Source organism: Bacillus sp. LQ16, from assembly GCF_057784645.1.
Genome location: NZ_CM173491.1, coordinates 3,019,226 through 3,039,860, shown reverse-complemented (window position 1 = coordinate 3,039,860; position 20,635 = coordinate 3,019,226). Strand labels below are relative to the sequence as shown.

15 protein-coding genes and 2 pseudogenes are annotated in these 20,635 nt (G+C 35.8%); 10 read left to right on the top strand and 7 right to left on the bottom strand.

Annotated features, from left to right (window positions below; genetic code table 11):
- Positions 1-3: 3 nt before the first annotated feature.
- The 3 genes from AC3EMB_RS15285 to ycaC all read right to left on the bottom strand — a co-directional run bounded on the left by AC3EMB_RS15285 (position 4) and on the right by ycaC (position 2,000).
- On the bottom strand, positions 4-597 hold the full coding sequence (locus tag AC3EMB_RS15285; protein ID WP_454431448.1) for an antibiotic biosynthesis monooxygenase: 594 nt from the start codon (positions 595-597) through the stop codon (positions 4-6).
- A complete protein-coding gene (locus AC3EMB_RS15280; RefSeq protein ID WP_000067162.1) occupies positions 594-1,238 on the bottom strand; it encodes a hydrolase in 645 nt (214 codons plus the stop codon). The genes AC3EMB_RS15285 and AC3EMB_RS15280 overlap by 4 nt, the downstream gene beginning before the upstream one ends.
- A gap of 117 nt (positions 1,239-1,355) precedes the next feature.
- On the bottom strand, positions 1,356-2,000 hold the full coding sequence (gene ycaC, locus AC3EMB_RS15275; RefSeq protein WP_000131213.1) for an isochorismate family cysteine hydrolase YcaC: 645 nt from the start codon (positions 1,998-2,000) through the stop codon (positions 1,356-1,358).
- A gap of 502 nt (positions 2,001-2,502) precedes the next feature.
- Between ycaC and AC3EMB_RS15270 the strand changes: the two genes are divergently transcribed.
- The 6 genes and pseudogenes from AC3EMB_RS15270 to AC3EMB_RS15245 all read left to right on the top strand — a co-directional run bounded on the left by AC3EMB_RS15270 (position 2,503) and on the right by AC3EMB_RS15245 (position 9,738).
- Positions 2,503-3,339 carry a bromoperoxidase gene (locus AC3EMB_RS15270; RefSeq protein ID WP_001074311.1) on the top strand — a complete coding sequence of 279 codons (837 nt, stop codon included), beginning with the start codon at positions 2,503-2,505 and terminating at the stop codon, positions 3,337-3,339.
- A gap of 409 nt (positions 3,340-3,748) precedes the next feature.
- Positions 3,749-5,338: a bifunctional metallophosphatase/5'-nucleotidase gene (locus AC3EMB_RS15265; protein WP_488517109.1), complete on the top strand. Its 1,590-nt coding sequence runs from the start codon at positions 3,749-3,751 to the stop codon at positions 5,336-5,338.
- Positions 5,339-5,436: 98 nt separating this feature from the next.
- A pseudogene (locus AC3EMB_RS15260) lies at positions 5,437-5,712 on the top strand (erythromycin esterase family protein); the annotation flags it as partial.
- Positions 5,713-6,219: 507 nt separating this feature from the next.
- Complete coding sequence (locus tag AC3EMB_RS15255) at positions 6,220-7,377, top strand: serine hydrolase domain-containing protein (protein ID WP_454429560.1); 1,158 nt, start codon at positions 6,220-6,222, stop codon at positions 7,375-7,377.
- Between the two features lie 757 nt (positions 7,378-8,134).
- The gene (locus AC3EMB_RS15250) at positions 8,135-9,400 is read left to right on the top strand and encodes a Y-family DNA polymerase (protein WP_454429561.1); all 1,266 of its coding nucleotides are present in this window, start codon (positions 8,135-8,137) and stop codon (positions 9,398-9,400) included.
- Positions 9,397-9,738, top strand: a complete 342-nt coding sequence (locus tag AC3EMB_RS15245) for a YolD-like family protein (RefSeq protein WP_078400233.1) — start codon at positions 9,397-9,399, stop codon at positions 9,736-9,738. Before AC3EMB_RS15250 ends, AC3EMB_RS15245 begins: the two co-directional genes overlap by 4 nt.
- A 78-nt stretch (positions 9,739-9,816) precedes the next feature.
- On the opposite strand, the gene AC3EMB_RS15240 is transcribed toward AC3EMB_RS15245, so the two are convergent.
- On the bottom strand, positions 9,817-10,950 hold the full coding sequence (locus tag AC3EMB_RS15240; protein WP_454429562.1) for a zinc-dependent alcohol dehydrogenase: 1,134 nt from the start codon (positions 10,948-10,950) through the stop codon (positions 9,817-9,819).
- A gap of 265 nt (positions 10,951-11,215) precedes the next feature.
- Between AC3EMB_RS15240 and sasP the strand changes: the two genes are divergently transcribed.
- Positions 11,216-11,428, top strand: coding sequence for a small acid-soluble spore protein, SasP family (sasP, locus tag AC3EMB_RS15235; protein ID WP_000002841.1), 213 nt, complete (start codon positions 11,216-11,218; stop codon positions 11,426-11,428).
- 352 nt (positions 11,429-11,780) lie between these two features.
- Here sasP and AC3EMB_RS15230 read toward each other — a convergent pair.
- Positions 11,781-12,086 (bottom strand): annotated as a pseudogene (locus AC3EMB_RS15230) (MBL fold metallo-hydrolase); the annotation flags it as partial.
- Positions 12,087-12,438: 352 nt separating this feature from the next.
- On the opposite strand from AC3EMB_RS15230, the gene ppsA reads away from it, so the two are divergent.
- Positions 12,439-15,039, top strand: coding sequence for a phosphoenolpyruvate synthase (gene ppsA, locus AC3EMB_RS15225; protein WP_488517108.1), 2,601 nt, complete (start codon positions 12,439-12,441; stop codon positions 15,037-15,039).
- A gap of 294 nt (positions 15,040-15,333) precedes the next feature.
- A complete protein-coding gene (locus tag AC3EMB_RS15220; RefSeq protein ID WP_488517107.1) occupies positions 15,334-17,721 on the top strand; it encodes an immune inhibitor A domain-containing protein in 2,388 nt (795 codons plus the stop codon).
- Between the two features lie 103 nt (positions 17,722-17,824).
- Here AC3EMB_RS15220 and AC3EMB_RS15215 read toward each other — a convergent pair whose 3' ends face one another.
- Positions 17,825-18,442: a TetR/AcrR family transcriptional regulator gene (locus tag AC3EMB_RS15215; RefSeq protein WP_001205675.1), complete on the bottom strand. Its 618-nt coding sequence runs from the start codon at positions 18,440-18,442 to the stop codon at positions 17,825-17,827.
- Between the two features lie 171 nt (positions 18,443-18,613).
- Here AC3EMB_RS15215 and AC3EMB_RS15210 point away from each other — a divergent pair, with 171 nt between their 5' ends.
- Positions 18,614-19,795 (top strand): YhgE/Pip domain-containing protein, encoded by a 1,182-nt coding sequence (locus tag AC3EMB_RS15210; RefSeq protein WP_488517106.1) that lies wholly within the window; start codon positions 18,614-18,616, stop codon positions 19,793-19,795.
- A gap of 105 nt (positions 19,796-19,900) precedes the next feature.
- Here the strand turns inward: AC3EMB_RS15210 and AC3EMB_RS15205 are convergent, their stop codons facing one another.
- Entirely contained in the window at positions 19,901-20,407 is a 507-nt protein-coding gene (locus tag AC3EMB_RS15205; RefSeq protein ID WP_089171362.1) for a GNAT family N-acetyltransferase, read from the bottom strand.
- Positions 20,408-20,635 lie beyond the last annotated feature (228 nt).

Genomic DNA, 20,635 nt, shown 5'->3' with positions numbered 1-20,635 from the left:
CGTCTACTTTCTATTATTTTGTAACCATGGATGAAATAATTTACCGAAAATCGGCATGACTACCCATGATAGCAAGGACACTATACATACAGAAACAAAAAAAGCTGACATAATAGGATTCATATGTTTTATAATAGGTCCTATCACTTTAGGAACTAACATGCTAAGAGGCCATACACCCAGAAGGGTAACGATAGACATTTTCCATTTTGGAGGTGGAACTGGCGTTTTCGGAGTAACAAACCAATAAGCCAAACTGCTTTCAGTTTTGTAAGTTGGATTAGTGGCTTGAAATTGCTCGGCCGTTTTTAACAAATCCCGGCGAACATCTGATTCTTGCCAAGCACGTAGATGCTCATACGTATCAAAGCGAAAAATAACAGTATACTCTCTGGATTCGTTACTTGGGACTATTAGATTTACACCTAAATGTCCTGGGAATTTAGTAGCCGCAGCCTCAATTTCATGTCTCCATGTTTCAAACTGTTTTTCTCTACCTTCTTGAATTTCCCATGTAACAATCGTTGTTACTGGATTGCCAGCATCCATCGTGTTCCCTGTATAAGTCTCTTCGACAGCTACTTCTTCTTGTTTCATATTTTCCTGCTTGGAAGCGCGCCATGCACCATAGTATATGCGTATTCTACACCTTGACCATAAGCACCAGTGTGTTCCTTTACAATCTCCATTACAGCATCATAAGTGTCTTTGTGTGCCCAGTCACGTTGGTATTCAAGTAAAACTTGAATTGCTGTCACTGGAATTGCACCAGCTTGTTCTACACGACGCATAGCAGCGTTATGTGCTGTCAAACTAGTACCACCTGAAGCATCATCAACTGCATATACCTCATAGCCAGCTTTAATTGCTTCAAGCACAGGGAATGCAAGGCAAACTTCAGTCCAAAGTGCTGCAAATATTAATTTCTTTCTACCGGTTGCTTTAACTGCCTCAACAAATTTCGGATCTTCCCAAGAGTTCATTGAACTACGTTCTATAATTTCATGGTTTGGGAATATATCAAGAATTTGTGGCCAAAAATAACCAGAAAAGCTGCGTGTTTCAACTGTAGTAAGAATAGTAGGTACGTTAAAAGTTTTTGCTGATTTAGCAAGCAGCATAACGTTATTAATCAATGTTTGTCTATCAATACTTGCAACTCCAAAAGTCATTTGAGGTTGAAAATCAATTAAAATTAATGCACTGTTCTCCGGATTTAACAATTCTAAATTACTCATAATAAAACGCTCCTTTTTCAATTGTTTATTGAAAGTAATGTATCTTCTGTCAATTAAAGCTCTGCTATACTATCTACTTTAAAAAAGGTGATTTAAAGCTATTTCCTTGAGATACATTTATGCATTTTGTTTACTAAGATCTCGCTGCGCGCCCATATAGCTTCCAATTATATTTTGATAGCCTGGAAGATTGCTAGCAAGCAAATTGCCAAAACCTTCGACATCGTTGCGCCAATCGCGTTGTAATTCGCAAGCTACGCTAAACCAGTTCATAAGTTGCACACCACTATGTGCCATACGAGTATTTGCAGCATCTGCAACTTGTTTACTGAAAGTTCCTGAAGCATCAGTAACAGCAAATACTTCATATCCAGCTTTTATAGCGGAAAGTGCAGGGAAAGCAACACAAACGTCCGTAACTACGCCGGCGATGATAAGTTGCTTTTTTCCAGTTTCTTCGATTGCTTTTACAAAATCATCATTATCCCATGCGTTAATTTGTCCAGGTCGAGCTATTTTTGGTGCATGAGGAAAGAGATCAACCAATTCTTGCATTAAAGGTCCGTTAGGTCCGTTTTCAAAACTTGTTGTTAAAATAACTGGTAAATCAAAAAACTTAGCAGTATGAGCAAGAGCTAAAACATTGTTCTTGAATTCATCAACACCATAGTCACGTACTAGTCCGGACATAAGACCAGTTTGATGATCTACTAAAAGAACGACAGCATCATCTTTGTTAATACGAGAATAGAGATCAGTCATTATGTATTCCTCCTAAAAATTAAGTAATCGAAGAAAGTTTAAATAGTCAAATACTATCATAAGTTTCTTCGTTTATAACTAAGCTGACCAATAATATTGGTCATAGCAGCATTCACAGAACATGAAGTGCTATACAAATTTATAGTATTTGAAAACTGATTCATTAATCAATTCTAAATTATCTATAATTTGTATAGGTCGTAACTATAGTTGTTTTCACTATAAAATAGATTGGTTTTACCTATACATCCTATAGATAGAACAATATTGATAGTCACCTATTTTTGTTATTACAATTGAATATGAGTAATGTTCAGTAATTATTTTATGATGAAAAAGGTATTAGAGGGGGGATTGTTCCAAAAGGAGAAAATGAATGCATTGGAACAATAGAGTTTCATACTTAGAGTTCACAACATAAACGTGCATGAATAGATTGTGAGATTCATCCGGATTATTGAAGAAAAGGATACATATTAGAATACTTTTTGGAGGTAGAAGCATGGCTAAAATTACTGTGGGAACCGAAAATCAAGCACCAATTGAGATATATTATGAGGATCATGGCACAGGAAAACCAGTTGTACTAATTCATGGTTGGCCGTTAAGCGGTCGATCTTGGGAATACCAAGTTCCAGCTCTTGTTGAGGCTGGATACAGAGTTATAACGTATGATCGTCGAGGGTTTGGAAAATCATCTCAGCCGTGGGAAGGGTATGAATATGATACCTTTACTTCTGATTTACATCAACTATTAGAACATTTAGAGCTTCAAAATGTCACACTTGTTGGTTTTTCTATGGGTGGAGGCGAGGTAGCCCGGTATATTAGTACGTATGGAACAGATCGTATTGAAAAGGCTGTTTTTGCTGGAGCAGTACCTCCATATTTATACAAATCAGAGGATCATCCTGAAGGGGCATTAGATGATGCAACAATTGAAGCATTCAAAAGTGGTGTGATAAATGACCGCCTTGCATTTCTTGATGAATTTACTAAGGGATTTTTCGCGGCTGGTAATCGAACAGATTTAGTTAGTGAGCCATTCCGTTTATATAATTGGGATATTGCAGCCAGTGCATCACCTAAAGGAACACTTGATTGTATTACCGCCTTTAGTAAGACAGATTTTAGAAAAGACTTGGAGAAGTTTAATATACCTACTCTTATTATTCACGGTGATTCTGATGCAACTGTACCATATGAATATAGTGGGAAATTAACACATGAAGCAATTCCTAATTCTAAAGTAGCCTTAATAAAGGGTGGTCCACATGGGCTAAATGCAACGCATGCTAAAGAATTTAATGAAGCACTCCTATTATTTTTAAATGACTGATTACAACTATATAATTGTTAATTGATAAATTATAAACAAGTAAAAAATAAAGCTTTATAAAAGATGCTCTTGGATAAATCCAGGAGCATCTTTTTAAATGGTGATATTGAGATGTTAGGTTGATAAATCCCTATTAATTTTGGATTGAATACTCTTCTTAACAGCTAAAATATATTGATTAGGGTTTTTTAGATTTCTTAGAAGTATTGTTATATTACTATCAAGATAATATTTTGAATAATCCTCAAAACAAAGAAATATACATTTTTTTGAGGAAGAAATATCTTGTCAGAAAACAATAAAATCTTATTAATTTTTATAATTGGTAGAATTTTTGTGGAAATAATTCTCTTAATATATTAAAATAACATCGTATTATGTCAGATTTTAATTAGGGGAGAGAAATTTTATGTTGAAAAAAATCATTCCAGTTGCTTTAGCATTAAGTACAGTTACTTTTACTAGTGTATTTGCTGCGCCTTCAATCCAAGCGAATACAGAACAAAACCGCTACATAGATGTACAAATGCTCGGTATTAACGATTTTCATGGGCAACTAGATACTGTAAAAAAAATTAACAATAAAGATGCAGGGGGAATTGAGTACTTAGGGGCTTATTTACGTGATCGTGAAAAACAAAATCCAAATACATTAAAAGTACATGCCGGCGATGTTGTTGGAGCAAGTACTCCTGTTTCAGCATTATTACAAGACGAACCTACGATTGAATTTCTAAATGATTTGAAATTCGATGTTGGAACGATAGGAAATCATGAATTTGATGAAGGTGTTGAAGAAATGAACCGCCTTATTTATGGTGGACACCATGAGAAAACAGGAAATTTTAAAGGAGCAAAATTCCCATATGTTGCTGCAAATTTCTATAATAAATCCACCGGTCGTTTATTTTTACCACCATTCACTATAAAAAAGGTACAAGGAGTTCCTGTTGGATTTATCGGAGTCGTAACAACGGATGTTCCTAACCTTGTTATGCCTACTATGCTAAAGAATGTAGAAATTACAGATGAAGTTGAAGCTATTAACAAATCCGTAAAGCAATTAAAAAAACTAGGCGTTAAATCTATCGTTGTTCTTGCACATAACGGAGGTATTACAGATGGGAACGGCGTAACAAATGGTGATATCGTCCGATTAGCAAATGAGACTGATCCAGAAGTCGATGTTATTTTTGGTGGGCATAGCCACACTTATGTAAATGGAACTGTTAATAATAAACTTGTCGTACAAGCAAATTCTTATGGTATGGCTTTTGCTGATGTTGATGTAAAGATTGATCGTAAGACACAAGATATTGTTGAGAAAAAAACAGAAATTGTTACAACTTATCATGAAGGCATGGAGCCTGATAAAAAAATAAAGAAGAAGATGGAGAAATATCAAGCAAAAATCGCGCCTCTTGTTAATGAAGTTGTAGGTAAGTCTATTGCTCCACTAGATCGCAAACAAAATACAGCTGGTGAATCTACTCTCGGAAATTTAGTTGCTGATGCCCAGCGTACAACAATGCAATCCCAAATTGCACTTATGAATCCTGGTGGTATTCGTAATGACTTAGATGCTGGTGATATTACATGGGGAGAGATATATGGTATTCAACCATTCGGAAATCAATTAATAAAAGTAAATTTAACAGGTCAAGACATTCGTGATATTTTAAATCAACAATGGCAAAAAGATATAACAAGAATGCTTCAAATTTCAGGGATCCAATACACTTGGGATGCGAACAAGCCTAATGGAGAAAAAGTAACAAGTATTCGCCTAACAAATGGAGAAGAAATTAATCCTTCTAAAACTTACAGCGTCGTTGCGAACGCATTTCTAGCGTCAGGTGGAGATGGATTTGTATCCTTTAAAAACGGTAAAGATGCTGAAACAGGACCAACTGATTTTGAAGCATTAGTAGATTATATAAAAAAATCAAAAGAACCAATTCAGTCTATTATTGATGGAAGAATTCAAAAAATAAATTAGTTTTTTATTAATCTCAAAAACAAATAGATTACCTATACTTTTTAGTGTACAGGTAATCTATTTTTTTGATTTGAAATAAAGTCTTACTGTGGCCAATTAATAGTGATGGTGAATTCGGCCCATACGGAACATTAAAATCGGATGATCCAAACAGTTATAACTACATTTTTGGACAGGTGAAAAAAGATCAATTTTTTATTGATTTACGTAAGGCGAACGGCGTGACAAAAACTTGGTTAAACGAACAACATCCAATTTTCGCTGGAATAAGTACCGAAGGGCCTGATATACCAAAAACTATTGATATATCATTAGGTAAAGCGTTTGATATACTCGTTCAAATTCAAAAAGTGAGTCCATCTCAACTACATTAATAAATTTAGAATAATGTGCCTTAATGACAACTTGAGAAGTGTTTCATATAATACTATGAAATTTGTTTTATATAGTAAGAAGAATAATCGTATTAGAAAAAATCAGCAATTTAACCTGTTAAGAGTAAAATGAATCTTCAATATGCAAAGCGCCAAAAACACTGAAGCGAAAAGCATCGGTGTTTTTGGCGCTTTCGGGCACAGATGCTACTTCAACCCTAGTGTACAAGTGATTTTGAATGTAAGGAATTTGTAAGGAATAGGTAAGAAAAAAGAGATTTTCATTGTGTAGGATAAAAATATAAGGAGGCGTGAAGGGGGGGAACAATTACGGCCTACATATAAAACAAACAATCAGTAACAAGAGTGTTTTGTGAAAATAATAAGTACAATGATTGCAAATGCATTGTTGCCTTTTCATCATTTGGAGAATGGATAGCTGTGTGGTTCGTATATGACACTTCTATCAACTATCTATACAATTTTAATAGAAGAGAGGAATTCTTTATGAAAACACGCAGTAAAATTACATGTGCAAGTCTAGCACTTTTAATAGGTGGAAGTTCCCTGTTATACATAACACCAACATCAGTTGTAAAAGCAGAACCTACGCAAAATGTATCTAGTTCGTTACAAACAAGTACGCAAAGCGATCGTAATTCCGTTAAGAAAGCAATACGAGATGAACTGCAACTTGGATACCCGGGAATACTCGCTCAAATTTCTAAGGGTGGTAAAACTTGGAGTTATACCGCTGGGATAGCGGATATGAGAACTAAGAAACCAATGAAAGCAGATTTTCGCTTTCGCATTGGCAGTGTGACGAAAACGTTCATTGCAACAGTTCTACTTCAATTATCTGGAGAGAACCGTTTGAATCTAGACGACTCCATTGAAAAATGGTTACCTGGTGTTATTCAAGGAAACGGATATGATGGTAACCAGATTACTATCCGGCAAATATTGAATCATACAAGTGGTATTGCTGATTATATAAATTCAAAAGACTTCGATATTATGGATACAAAAAAATCGTATACGGCTGAAGAATTCGTCAAAATGGGGATTTCTCTTCCCCCAGATTTTGCACCAGGAAAGGGTTGGTCTTATTCAAACACAGGTTACGTATTACTGGGGATTCTTATTGAAAAAGTAACTGGCAACAGTTATGCGGAAGAGGTTGAAAACCGAATTATTGAACCGCTTGATTTGTCAAATACATTTCTACCTGGTAATTCAAGTGTGATTCCAGGCACCAAGCATGCCCGTGGCTATTTGCAACTAGACGGAGCGAGTGAGCTAAAAGACGTTACTTATATTAACCCAGGTAGCTCAGATGGAGATATGATTTCTACTGCTGATGATTTAAACAAATTCTTCTCTTACTTACTAGGTGGTAAATTACTGAAGGAACAGCAGTTAAAACAAATGCTTACTACAGTTCCTACAAATAGAGAGGGAACCGGATATGGTCTTGGAATCCTTGAAATTAAGCTTCCGAACGGTGTCTCGGTATGGGGACACAGAGGTGGCGTTCTAGGGTTTTCCACTTTTGCTGGTGGAACACTTGGAGGCAAACATACACTTGCTATCAATTCGAACAGTTTTAACATTAATAATCCAGAGTCTTTTAAAAACGTTTTAATTGCTGAATTTAGCAAGTAGGCAAAAAGGAAAAACAGAAAAATTTTGTCATTTGTAATTTCAATCGGAATGGATTACCGCTTGAAATGAGTATAGAAGGCGTTAAGTATCTAGGAATAATCAAACCAATCATGAGAGATGGCTAAGTAAAAGGATTGGTTTATATATTGTATTCTCTCTAGCCGATTAAAGAAGTAACAGATATAATGAGTGATTATTATGTATATATTATTGCATTTGTGTTTGTATCGTCACTGATTATAAATTTGTATAAGGTGCGAAGTCTAATTTAAGACTTCGCACCTTTGCTGTTTAACAGCTTTTATTACTAAGCTATTAATAATAGCAAAAAGGAGAATGTAACTAGTTATGCAGATGAATCTTGGCACAGGTGCTATAGGAGATTTTGCTGAAAATAAATTTAGAAGAATATATGAATTAGAGACATGAAAGCTGAAATGAATTTTAGTATTTTTTATGTTCATCAGTTACTTGAAATTCTAGCTGTTTTGTATACAGAGTTTTTCCAACCGTGATTGATAGCGCGTAAATATCATTCTTAATTATATGTAGTATGCATTGAGTGAGATTTTTTAGAACTAAATACAGTGTCATCTCCTAATGGTGAAAACAGTATTTGAATATTGTAGGGCTCTTAAGTGTTTTTAGATTTTTAAAGCCCGGTCATTTTAACCAAAATTTTCATAGAAATACCTTTAAAAAGAACATTAGTTCGTATATAATAAGAACAAATGTTCTTTTGTTAGGAGTGATAACCTTGTATGATTATTCTCTTTTACCGAATCGTATTATTCTTTGTGTAGACCTTCGTAGCTTTTATGCAAGCGTATCATGTATTAAAAAAGGACTTGATCCAAGATATACAAAATTGGCTGTCGTAGGGGATGTGAATCAGAGCGGATCAATTGTATTAGCAGCAACACCGCCATTAAAAGCGTTAGGAATAAAGAAGATGGCTCGTTTGTACGAAATACCGAAGCGACCAGATATTATTATTGTGAATCCAATTATGCATACGTATATGAAATGTTCAACTTTCATAACGGGTTTGGCTTTGCAGTATGTCGCACCGGAAGATTTTCATCAATATAGTATCGATGAATTTTTTATGGATATGACTGCAAGTATTCATTTGTTTGCCAGTAATCCGCGCGAATTCGCATTAAAGTTTAAGCGAGAAATATATGAACGTACAAGGATTGAAAGTACGATTGGTATTGGGCCTAATTTATTATTAAGTAAAGTAGCGATGGATGTGGAAGCGAAAAAGAATAGGGATGGAATAGCGCAGTGGACGTATGACGATATACCCGAGAAGTTATGGAGTATTAGACCGCTCAGTAAATTTTGGGGTATATCGTATAAAACAGAAATGAAATTGAATCGAAAAGGTATACATACCATTGGAGAATTAGCTCAGTATCCTTTGAAATATTTAAAGCAATCATTCGGTGTAATAGGAGAAGAATTACATCTACATAGTAACGGAATTGATTTTAGTAGAATAGCAGAAAAATACGTTCCAGCGACAACATCTATAGCGAAAAGCCAAATATTATTGCGTGATTATTCGGTAGAAGAGTTCATAGTTATTTTATTAGAGCATATAGAAGAGGTTTGTTATAGGCTGAGACGAGAAAAGAAATGCGCGCAAACAATTCATTTTTCAGTTGGATATAGCAAGAAATACGGTGGGGGAATAAAAAAGGCACATACGTTAAATAGAGCAACAAACTTAACGATGGATATTTATAATGTTTGTACATATTTTTTATATGAGCGCCATACAGGAGAGCCGATTCGATCAGTAAGTGTTTCATTAACAAACCTTATTAATGAAGGGGAAGAGCAAATTTCGCTTTTCGATAACATTATACAAAGAGAAAAAGAAATACGATTAACGAAAGTTATGGACGAAATTCGAACACGATTTGGTAAGAACAGTATTTTACGTGGGATTTCTTACACAAGCGTCGCAACAGCAAGATATAGAAACACATTATTAGGAGGGCACAAATCGTGAAGAATGCTAATATGCCAAAAGGAAGAGGTATGGTAAAGTGGCAACCGTTTGCCAGTATGCCGGAGCAGTTCGCAGTTATTAAAGAAATGATAAAGGAGCAAACGAAAGCCTCGCGTCCAATTGTAACACAAGATGCAAAAGAAATGATTGAAAATAAGCTATTAACTTCATTTTTAGGTGAGGAAGAGGTTTTACTTACATATTATAAAGATGGTTATTTATATAAAAATTACATAACAGTAGTGGATATTAATCCATTAATGGAGACGATTACTTGTACCGATGCTTTTCATAATCAAAGAATGTTAAAGTTTGGTGATGTAATTGAGGTTGATTAGAATACTTTTCTATGCAGTAGGTTTATTTTTAGCAGTCTACTGCATAGAAAAATAAAAGGTTCAGTCACATAACAATTTTCAAGGTTTTAAAATAACTTTAATACAATCATCTTCACGATTATTAAAAATCTGATAACCGTAGCTCGCTTCTTCAAGGGGAATTTTGTGTGTAATAATCTCTTTTGGATCAAATTCTTTATTTGTTATTTTTTCAAATAGTTCCGGCATAAAATGAATGACAGGTGCTTGTCCCATTTTAAGATTAATATTTCTAACCCAAAATGCCCCGAGTGGAAAGGCGTTATAATTGCCACCATAAACGCCGGTCATTTGAACCGTTCCATATTTTCTTACGGCTTTCGTAGCGATTTGAATAGGACCGAGAGTTCCACCTTGTAATTTTAATTTTTGTTCCAGAAATTCTAGAGGCGATTTTTTTCCATCCATCCCCACACAATCAATAACTACATCAGCACCACCATGTGTAATTTCCTTTAAATGTTCTCCCATATCGGGGAATTTTGTAAACTCAAATACCTCAACATTGTTAATCTTTTTTGCATAATTCATCCGATAATCTAAGTAATCCACTGCAATTACACGTTTAGCACCTTGCATCCAAGCAAATTTTTGTGTCATTAATCCAACAGGTCCACAACCAAGGACGATAACAGTATCACCTGGCTTAACGCCTGAGTTTATTACACTCCAATAAGCTGTTGGTAAAACATCTGATAAAAATAATAGGGATTCATCTTCAAGTTCGCATGATTCCGGTATAACAAATGGAGTGAAATTACCAAATGGAACTTTTAAATATTCTGCTTGTCCTCCTGGATGATTACCAAATTTCTCTGTATAACCAAAGTATCCACCAGAATCGTAATGAGGGTTTGAGTTATCACATTGACTTTCCATTTCATGTTGGCAATAGAAACAATGTCCACAAGAAACGTTGAAGGGGATGACAACACGATCGCCTTTTTTCACTCTAGTGACATCTGGCCCGACTTCTTCAACGATTCCCATTGGTTCATGGCCGATAATGTATCCTTGAGGTAAGGGCATGTTGCCTTGATATAAATGTAAATCAGAACCACAAATAGCGGTTGAAGTAATTCTTACAATAATATCATCTTTTTTTTCTAATTTTGCATCATCCACTTGTTTAACCTGTACTTGGTTTGGTCCTTGATAGGTTACAGCTTTCATCTCATATCTCCTTTTGAATTATGTCTCAAAACATAATTTTATTTAATCTCTTGGTGAAATAGAAATCTTTCTTTTATTTACTGAAGGGAATTAGAAAGTATACATAGTGTTGTTATGAAAGTATGTTATATCAGTTATTCTTTCTTATATGTTTTGCCCTACTTTAAGAAAAAAATCAATTTTTATCCATAATACATTTACCATAAAAAGGATAATTGTTTTTTCATAATTTGTAGCATATTAACAACATCGGAGGTGAAACAATATGGCAAACAATAATAGTGGAAGTCGTAATGAATTATTAGTTCGAGGCGCTGAACAAGCTCTTGATCAAATGAAATATGAAATTGCACAAGAGTTTGGTGTACAACTTGGTGCAGATACAACAGCTCGTTCAAACGGATCTGTTGGTGGTGAAATTACAAAACGTTTAGTAGCAATGGCAGAACAACAACTTGGTGGTAGAGCTAACCGCTAAGTAAATTGGCATAAAATATAGCAAATATGTAAATCAATTTCTTTTGTGTATTCATAAAAATAAAAGCCCTTATATTAAACAGATCCTCACTCAAAGATTATTGATAATCTTCTTTCATAATCTTTGAGTCTTTTATTTGTAAACTACTTTCCTAAACAATAAACACGCAGTGTTGGAAAGGTGTTTTCCATGTATAGTAGAAAATCTTTTGCAGGAAAAAGCATACTTAAAAATTTGATTTCAATATTGAAATCAATATTTATTATGATATTTTCGAAAGGTAGGAATTTAAAAATGGGTATATTAAGTGGAAATCCTCACAATGAACCTTTACATTACGGAGAAGTGTTTGATACTTGATGAGTTCAATTATTCCCCCAACATGATCAAAATGGCCGTGAGTTAAAATAATTGCTTTTGGGCGACTAGTGGTACCAAATCGATCTTTAGCGATAGAGATAATTTCAGCTGCACATTTAGGTATTCCAGCATCAACTAAAACAAATTCATTGGTCTCAGGATTTCCAACAAAGCATATATTGACGATTTGAATCGTGTAACAAAATAAGTCTGGTAATACTTCGATGCCGTGACCACTTTCAATTGAAGTCGCTGGAATAAACTTGTAATCATTTCCATAATCCATTTCATTGTCCAATTTTTCTCCACCTTAATATATTTTAATACGACATTATAGTTCCCTAATCTTGAAAATTCATTTTGGCGAATTTATGGCTTAATAAAAGGTATATAAGGATATTAAAATGTGGGTTTATATAAAAAATACATAACAAAGGTCGATAGAAATCCATTATGTCTAATGATTGCTTTTCATAATCAAAGAATGTTTAAGTTTGGTGATGTAATTGAAGTGAATTAGAGAGGGAAATAGGAGTGATGATCTCTTCCTAACTTAATTATATCATGTAATTTACGTTCGAAATAGACTGTTTCTTCTCATTTACTACTGTTACAATCAAGAGCACATGAATAGTAAGGAGAGGTGCCAAATGAGTTCTTTCGTCCTCGATTTTCAGGAAATAGAAAAAATGCAGCTTTTTCTCGTTGGTGGAAAAGGATTGAATTTAGGGGAGTTATCCAATATTCAAGGGATACAAGTGCCAGAAGGATTTTGTGTTACAACGGTAGGGTATGAACAGGCCATCGGAAAAAAGGGAGCGTTTCAAACTTTATTGAATCAATTAGCAATGCTAAAAATTGAGGAACGAGATCAAATTGGTGAAATTAGTAAGAAGATTAGAGAAGTCATTATGGCGGTGGAAATTCCAGTTGATGTAGTGGAATCAGTAGCTCATTATCTCTCGCACTTTGGCGATGAACATGCATATGCAGTGCGTTCGAGTGCTACTGCTGAAGATTTACCGTATGCCTCGTTTGCTGGTCAACAAGATACGTATTTAAATGTTATTGGAAAAGAAAACATTTTGCAGCATATTAAAAAATGCTGGGCTTCTTTATTTACAGATCGAGCGGTTATATACCGAATGCAAAATGGTTTTGATCATAATCAAGTTTCTATATGTGTTGTCGTTCAAAAAATGGTTTTCCCTGAGGTTTCAGGGATTTTATTTACTGCGGATCCGATTACTTCGAATAGGAAGGTGTTATCAATCGATGCCAGCTTTGGACTTGGCGAGGCGCTAGTATCTGGATTGGTTTCTGCCGATAATTATAAGGTAAAAGAAGACGAAATCGTCGAAAAGGTCATCGCAACGAAAAAATTAGCTATCTATGGACGAAAAGAAGGCGGAACAGAGACAAAGAAAATTTCTCCTAATCAGCAAAAAGTTCAAACACTTACTGAACAACAAATTTTACAACTAGCACGCATCGGAAGACAAATCGAAGCTTATTTTGGTTGTCCGCAAGATATTGAATGGTGCTTAGTTGATGATACATTTTATATAGTCCAAAGTAGGCCGATTACGACTTTATATCCAATTCCAGAAGTAAATGATGGAGAAAATCACGTGTATGTATCGGTTGGTCACCAGCAAATGATGACTGATCCTTTGAAGCCATTAGGAATGTCTTTATTTCAATTAACATCTTTCGGACCAAGGTTTCAAGCTGGGGGAAGGCTGTTTGTTGATGTTGCACAAAGATTGGCTTCACCTGCAAGTAGGGAGTTTTTATTAAATACAATAGGTGAGTCGGAGCCGCTTATTAAAGATGCATTAATGACTGTAATAGAGCGAGATAATTTTATCAAATTGTTACCGGATGATGAAAAAGAAAATAGTAAGAGAATGCCGCCTGCAGGCTCACAACCACAAATCGAAAATGATCCAGCAATCGTTACGGATTTAATAAAGAATAGTGAAGCATCGATCGAAGAGTTAAAACAAAACATTCAAATGAAATCAGGATCAGATGTACTTAGTTTTATTTTAGAAGATATCCAGCAATTAAAGAAAATATTATTTCATCCGCAAAGTATGGCTGTAATTATGGCAGGTATGAATGCTTTATCATGGATCAATGAAAAAATAGAACAATGGCTAGGGGAAAAGAATGCAGCAGATGTACTTTCACAATCTGTACAACATAATATTACGTCAGAAATGGGGCTAGCGTTATTAGATGTGGCAGATGTGATCCGGCCGTATCCGGAAGTCATTGCGTATTTACAGCATGTAGAAGATGACAGATTTTTAGATGAATTAATTCAGTTTAAAGGCGGGGAAAAAGTTCGGGATGCAATCGATGCCTTTCTAAATAAATATGGAATGAGATGCAGCGGAGAAATTGACATTACGAAAACTCGCTGGAGTGAACAGCCAGCTACAATTATACCGATGATTTTAAATCATATAAGGGACTTTGAATATGGTGCTAGTAAATGGAAGTTTGAAGAAGGGCTGCAGGAAGCTTTGAAAAAAGAAGCAGAGCTGTTAGAGCGATTGCAGCACTTGCCGGATGGGGAACAAAAAGTAGAAGAGACGAAGAGAATGATTTGTAACCTCCGTAATTTCATTGGTTATCGTGAATATCCGAAATACGGCATGATTCATCGTTATTTCATATATAAGCAGGCATTACTGAAAGAAGCAGAGAAACTTGTGAAAAATAATGTTCTGGATGAAATAGAAGATATATACTATCTAACTTTTGAAGAACTTCACGAAGTCGTCCGCACAAATAAACTAGATTACAAGATTATTCATAAACAAAAAAATGCGTACAAATTATATGAAAAACTAACACCTCCGCGTGTTATCACGTCTGATGGAGAAATCATTACAGGTAAGTACAAACGTGAAAATCTCCCGGCTGAAGCAATTGTAGGTTTGCCTGTTTCTTCTGGAGTGGTTGAGGGGAGAGCACGTGTTATTTTAAACATGGAAGACGCGAATTTGGAAGATGGAGATATATTAGTTACGGCATTTACTGATCCTGGCTGGACACCTTTGTTTGTTTCTATAAAAGGGTTAGTCACTGAAGTCGGCGGGCTTATGACGCACGGAGCAGTGATTGCACGTGAGTATGGCCTGCCAGCAGTTGTTGGAGTAGAGAACGCTACGAAACTAATAAAAGATGGGCAACGAATTCGGGTACATGGAACAGAAGGATATATTGAAGTGCTATAGTTGTATTTTAGATAAATAAAGAAATCGTCCACTAAATATAGTGGACGATTTCTTTATGATTTTAATTGAAACGGAAGAATGAAATAAAAAGGAGCATATGATATACAGAGATTTTAATAGTTTTATCAACTTTCATCAATATTTTCTGAAATATTGATGAATCAGAATGTATGTTCATCTAAAACAAAGGATTTTTTCAAAAATATTACAAATTCAGACAATGCATTGATAATTATCTGAATTTTCCGTAATATATAAACGTTGTATCGTATTTAATATTGGGGAGGAATAGGGATGAAGAAAAAGCCTTTTAAAGTGCTGTCTACGCTTGCGGCGGCAGCTGTGCTTAGTTGCACATTTGGGTATGGGGGTCAATCTGTTTATGCGGCAACGTCGTCTAATGGAGGAACTTTAAGTCCGATTGATGAAAATTTAATTCAAGAGGAGCGTTTAGCAGATGCGCTCAAGAAGCGCGGTGTAATTAGTGAATCTACGTCGAAAGAAGACACATTAAAAGCTGTTGAAAAATACGTAGAGAAGAAAAAAGGAGAAAATGCGGGAAAAGAACCAGCAACGGGGGATAGTGTTACGAGAGAAGCTGCTGACTTTTTGAAAAAAGTTAAAGATGCAAAAGCAGATGAGAAAGAAAAAGCAGATCAACCTGCTAGTGGTCCAGTAGCGGGACAAGAGCCGATTAAAGGGGGATTAAACGGCAAAGTACCAACTACTTCAGCGAAGCAAAAACAATATAACGGTGATGTTCGTAAAGATAAAGTTCTCGTATTGCTAGTAGAGTTTGCTGACTTTAAGCATAACAATATTGATCAAGTACCAGGTTATATGTATTCAAATGATTTTAATCCAGAACATTATCAAAAAATGTTATTTGGTAATGAGCCATTTACACTCTTTGACGGTTCAAAAGTACCAACATTTAAACAATATTATGAAGAGCAATCTGGTGGTAGTTATACAGTAGATGGCACAGTAACAAAGTGGTTGACAGTTCCTGGTAATGCGGCAGATTATGGCGCAGATGCAGGAGATGGCGGTCATGATAATCTGGGACCGAAAGGACCTCGTGATTTTGTAAAAGAGGCATTAAATGCGGCTGTAGAAAGCGGTATTGATTTATCTGAATTTGACGAATACGATCAATATGACAATAATGGTAATGGCAATAAAAATGAACCAGATGGTCTAATCGATCACTTAATGGTCATTCACGCTGGAGTTGGGCAAGATGGGGGCGGTGGTAGACTAGGTGATGATGCAATTTGGTCACATCGTTGGCACCTTGGAACACCATATCCAATTGAAGGAACAAAAGCAAAAGTTGATAACTGGGGCGGTAAGATGGCAGCATACGACTACACAATTGAGCCAGAAGACGGAGCAGTTGGTGTATTCGCACATGAATTTGGTCATGATTTAGGTCTTCCAGATGAGTATGATACGAAGTACACAGGAGCAGGTGAGCCAATTAACTCCTGGTCTGTTATGAGTGGCGGTAGCTGGGCTGGTAAGATTGCAGGAACAACGCCACCGAGTTTCTCTCCGCAAAACAAAGAGTTCTTTCAAAAGAACATAGGTGGAAACTGGGCCAATATTGTAGAGGTTGACTATAATAAATTAAATCGTGGTATTGGCTATGCGACGTATTTAGATCAAAGTGTAACGAAATCAAATCGTCCTGGACTGATTCGCGTTAACTTACCAGATAAAGAGGTGAAAGGTATTCAGCCTGCATTCGGTAAGAAGTACTACTATAGTACAAAAGGTGATAACCTTCATACAACATTAGAAACGCCAGTGTTTGATTTAACAAATGCAACAAACGCGAAGTTTGATTACAAATCAATGTATGAAATCGAAACGGATTATGACTTCCTTGAAGTACATGCAGTGAAAGAAGATGGCACGAAAACGTTAGTGGATCGAATTGGTGAAAAGAATGTGAAAAATGGTCTAGACACAACAGATGGTAAATGGGTAGATAAGTCTTATGATTTAAGCAAATTCAAAGGTCAAAAAGTAAAATTAGTATTCGAATACATTACAGATGGTGGTTTAGCGCCGACCGGTTTTACTTTTGATAATGCTACATTAACTGTAGATGGAAATGTTGTGTTCTCTGATGATGCAGAAGGCGAAACGAAATTTAAATTAAATGGTTTCGTTGTAGCAGACGGTTTTGATAAGAAAAAGCATAACTACTATTTAGAGTGGAGAAACTATGCTGGTGCTGATCAAGCGTTAAAATATAGCAATGGTGTACCGTATAATACAGGTCTTCTAGTATGGTATGCAGACTCTAGCTTTACAGATAATTGGGTTGGTTTACATCCAGGTGAAGGTTTCTTAGGAGTTGTTGACTCTCACCCAGAGGCAATTGTTGGAACGCTAAACGGAAAACCAACTGTTAAAAATAGTACACGATTCCAAATCGCAGATGCTGCGTTCTCCCTTAACCAAACGCCAGCATGGAAAGTCGTATCTCCAACACGCGGAACATATGATTACAAAGGATTACCAGGTGTAACGAAGTTTGATGACTCTAAATTGTATATAAATGATTTAATCCCAGATGCAGGACGTAAATTACCGAAATTTGGATTGAAATTTGAAGTAGTTGGACAAGCAGATGATAATTCTGCAGGTGCAGTTCGTTTATATCGTTAATAATGTAGAAGCTGTTGAAGGGGAGTCCTTTCAACAGCTTTTTTTACAGAAACATAAATTTCAAGTTATTAATAAAATGATAGAAATCACTAAGCAAGCGGGCTTATTTCTTTAAGCCAGCTGCATAAAAAGGTCCATGAACTGCGATTATTGATAAAATATGGGCAATTTCCCCAGGTGATTCTTTTTGCCCGCTATTTAACCATTGCTGGATGACACCTATATGTGCAGATGCCATATAAGAAGCTAAGTATTGGCTTGGAACAAGTAAACTCTCCTTATTAATGAGAGGACCGTTCGTATCTTCAAATAATGTTTTCCACATAAACTCTTTCAGTTTTGTTTGGAATGATAAATCTCCTTTTGGGCTAAGTACAGCTTTTATAAAACCACTATTTTCATTTAGAAATTCAAGAATAGAAGTGATAAGTAGAAACGGCATTGTTGGGGAAGGATTTGATCCAAGATCCGCAATCACTTCTGGAAATTTTTTTTTTGCAATGCTAGACATCTCATGCATAATTTCTTCTTGGCATTTTGTCATTAAATCAAATTTATCTTGATAGTGCGCATAGAAAGTACCTCGATTAATGTTTGCTTTCGTTGTAATATCTTTCACTGTAATGGCGTCAAAACCCTTTTCTTCAATTAGCTCCACCAATGCATTTCGTATGGCAGTTTTCGTACGAATGACGCGTAAATCTAAATTACTATCGCGCAAGGCATGTCCCTCCTTTATTTTTTCAACACATTTAGAAAATGTGTCTTATAACCGACACATTCGAGATTTTTGATTATTGAATAAGGCTTAACTCAAACATATAATTCAAAATATAAATAAACAACACGTTGTCCGCTTATTGTAACTGAAGTTAAAGGAGGAGAAAAGAGAATGTTGAAAAACAAACTGTTATTTTTATCACCAGTTATTGCACTACTTATTGTTTTTATTTTTTCATTAACATTATTCCCGACAGTTCAACCTCAGCCGAAAAACCTGCCAATTGCAATTGTAAATGAGGATCAAGGTGTAGAAATTCCAAATCAATCGAAAATGAATATGGGGCAAACAATTGTTGATATGGTGAAAAAATCATCGAAATCAGATGAAGAACCTGCGGTAAAGTGGGTAGAAGTGAAAAATAAGGAAGCAGTTCAAAAAGGGTTAAATAATAAAGAGTATTATGCAGCGTTAGTCATTCCGAAAGAATTTAGCGCAAAACAAGCATCGTTACGAACGCCACAGCCATCTTCACCTGAGATAGAAATATATATTAATCAGGGAATGAATACGGCTGCATCAACTATGGCAGGACAAATATTAAATGGCGTGGTTGATAATATGAACAATAATGTTCGTACGCAAATATTAGAAGGGTTGAAAGCAAAAGGAGCTACTGTAACAACAGATCAAGCTGAGAAATTAGTAACACCTATTGTAAAGAGCGTGAAAAATGTGAATGAGGTCGGCAAAAATAGTGCGAACGGTAATTCACCAATATCATTGTTCCAGCCGTTATGGATTGCAAGTTTAGCGAGCGCAGCGATTATTTTTATTGCGATTAGTAAAATACCGGTAAGTTCACGAAAAGAAAACTTTATATTGAAAGTAAAACAAATCGTAACAGGAGCTATTGCGGCACTTGTAATTGGATTTGGTCTTACATGGATTGCAGATGGGATGGTAGGATTAAATATTTCGAACTTCACGGATACAGCTCTATTCTTATCCATTACTTCTTTTAGTTTCTTCTTAATGATATCTGCGGTACTTTCATTAGTTGGGCTAAAAGGAATCGGTTTATTCGCTTTATTACTATTCTTCGGGGCACCGTTATTATCATTAGCACCTGAGATGTTGTCTCCGTTTTATCAAGACTGGGTTTACTCATGGTTACCAATGAAATTTATGATTGAAGGCCTAAGAGAAATCTTCTTCTTCGGAAAAGGGTTAAGCTGGAATACACCTGTTACTGTACTCGTTTGGATTGGTATAGTAAGTATGGTTACTATATTAGCAACTACATTCAAACGTAGTGTAGTAAAAGGGCATAAAACAGAATTGAACGCTTAAAAACAAGCCGTTTCACTAATTAGTGAAACGGCTTGTTTGTGATTTTTTCTCAATGTAAATGCCTGATTGTTGAAAAGTGTAGTGTTTAGAATTAAGTCGGAATCTTTAAAGATCGCGTACGTTCCAAACAATCTCACCACGTTCATCATCCCACGTACTGTGATGACGCTTAAATCCTATCTTTTCTAGTACCCGGAGGGAAGCGATATTCCAAGCGCCTACAGTCGACCAAAGTCTATGGCGCCCAGTAGCAATCGCAGCGTCCAGTACAACGGATGCCGCCTCAGTTGCATAACCTTTACCATGGGTGCTGCGAAACAACTCGTATGCAATCTCCGGCTCTTCAAGTGTGGAACGACCGATAATTAAGCCGCAGTATCCGATGAAATCGCCTTCGTCTCTCCTCCGAATAGTGAGAAGGGAAATGCCATTTTCGTCTGCCTTTTTGCGCATCTCAATAAGCCGGCTACGAACGGAGTCGAGGGTTGGCATGTCCACACCACGTTCGCCAATTAATTTTCTCATCCAAACTGAATCGGATTCCTCCCACATACTAAGCTCAAGTCTTTCGGTTTTCAGCTGGAAGGCCATAGGTTTAAATAAAGATGGCATAGTGGTACCTCCTAGTTATATGATTGGATTCATAATAGCTTCGCATCTCAACACCACATCTGGTTGGAAACCTGATTCATTCGCGAATTTATAGCCACAGCGTACAAAAAAATAGTGATATTTTATCCGCTATTTGTCGTGTAGTAAAATCCCCACTGAATATAGTTTCACTTTATGAATAAGCAATTCCTTTGCAAAATAGACCCTTTTCTCAAACTTTTCTTTCAT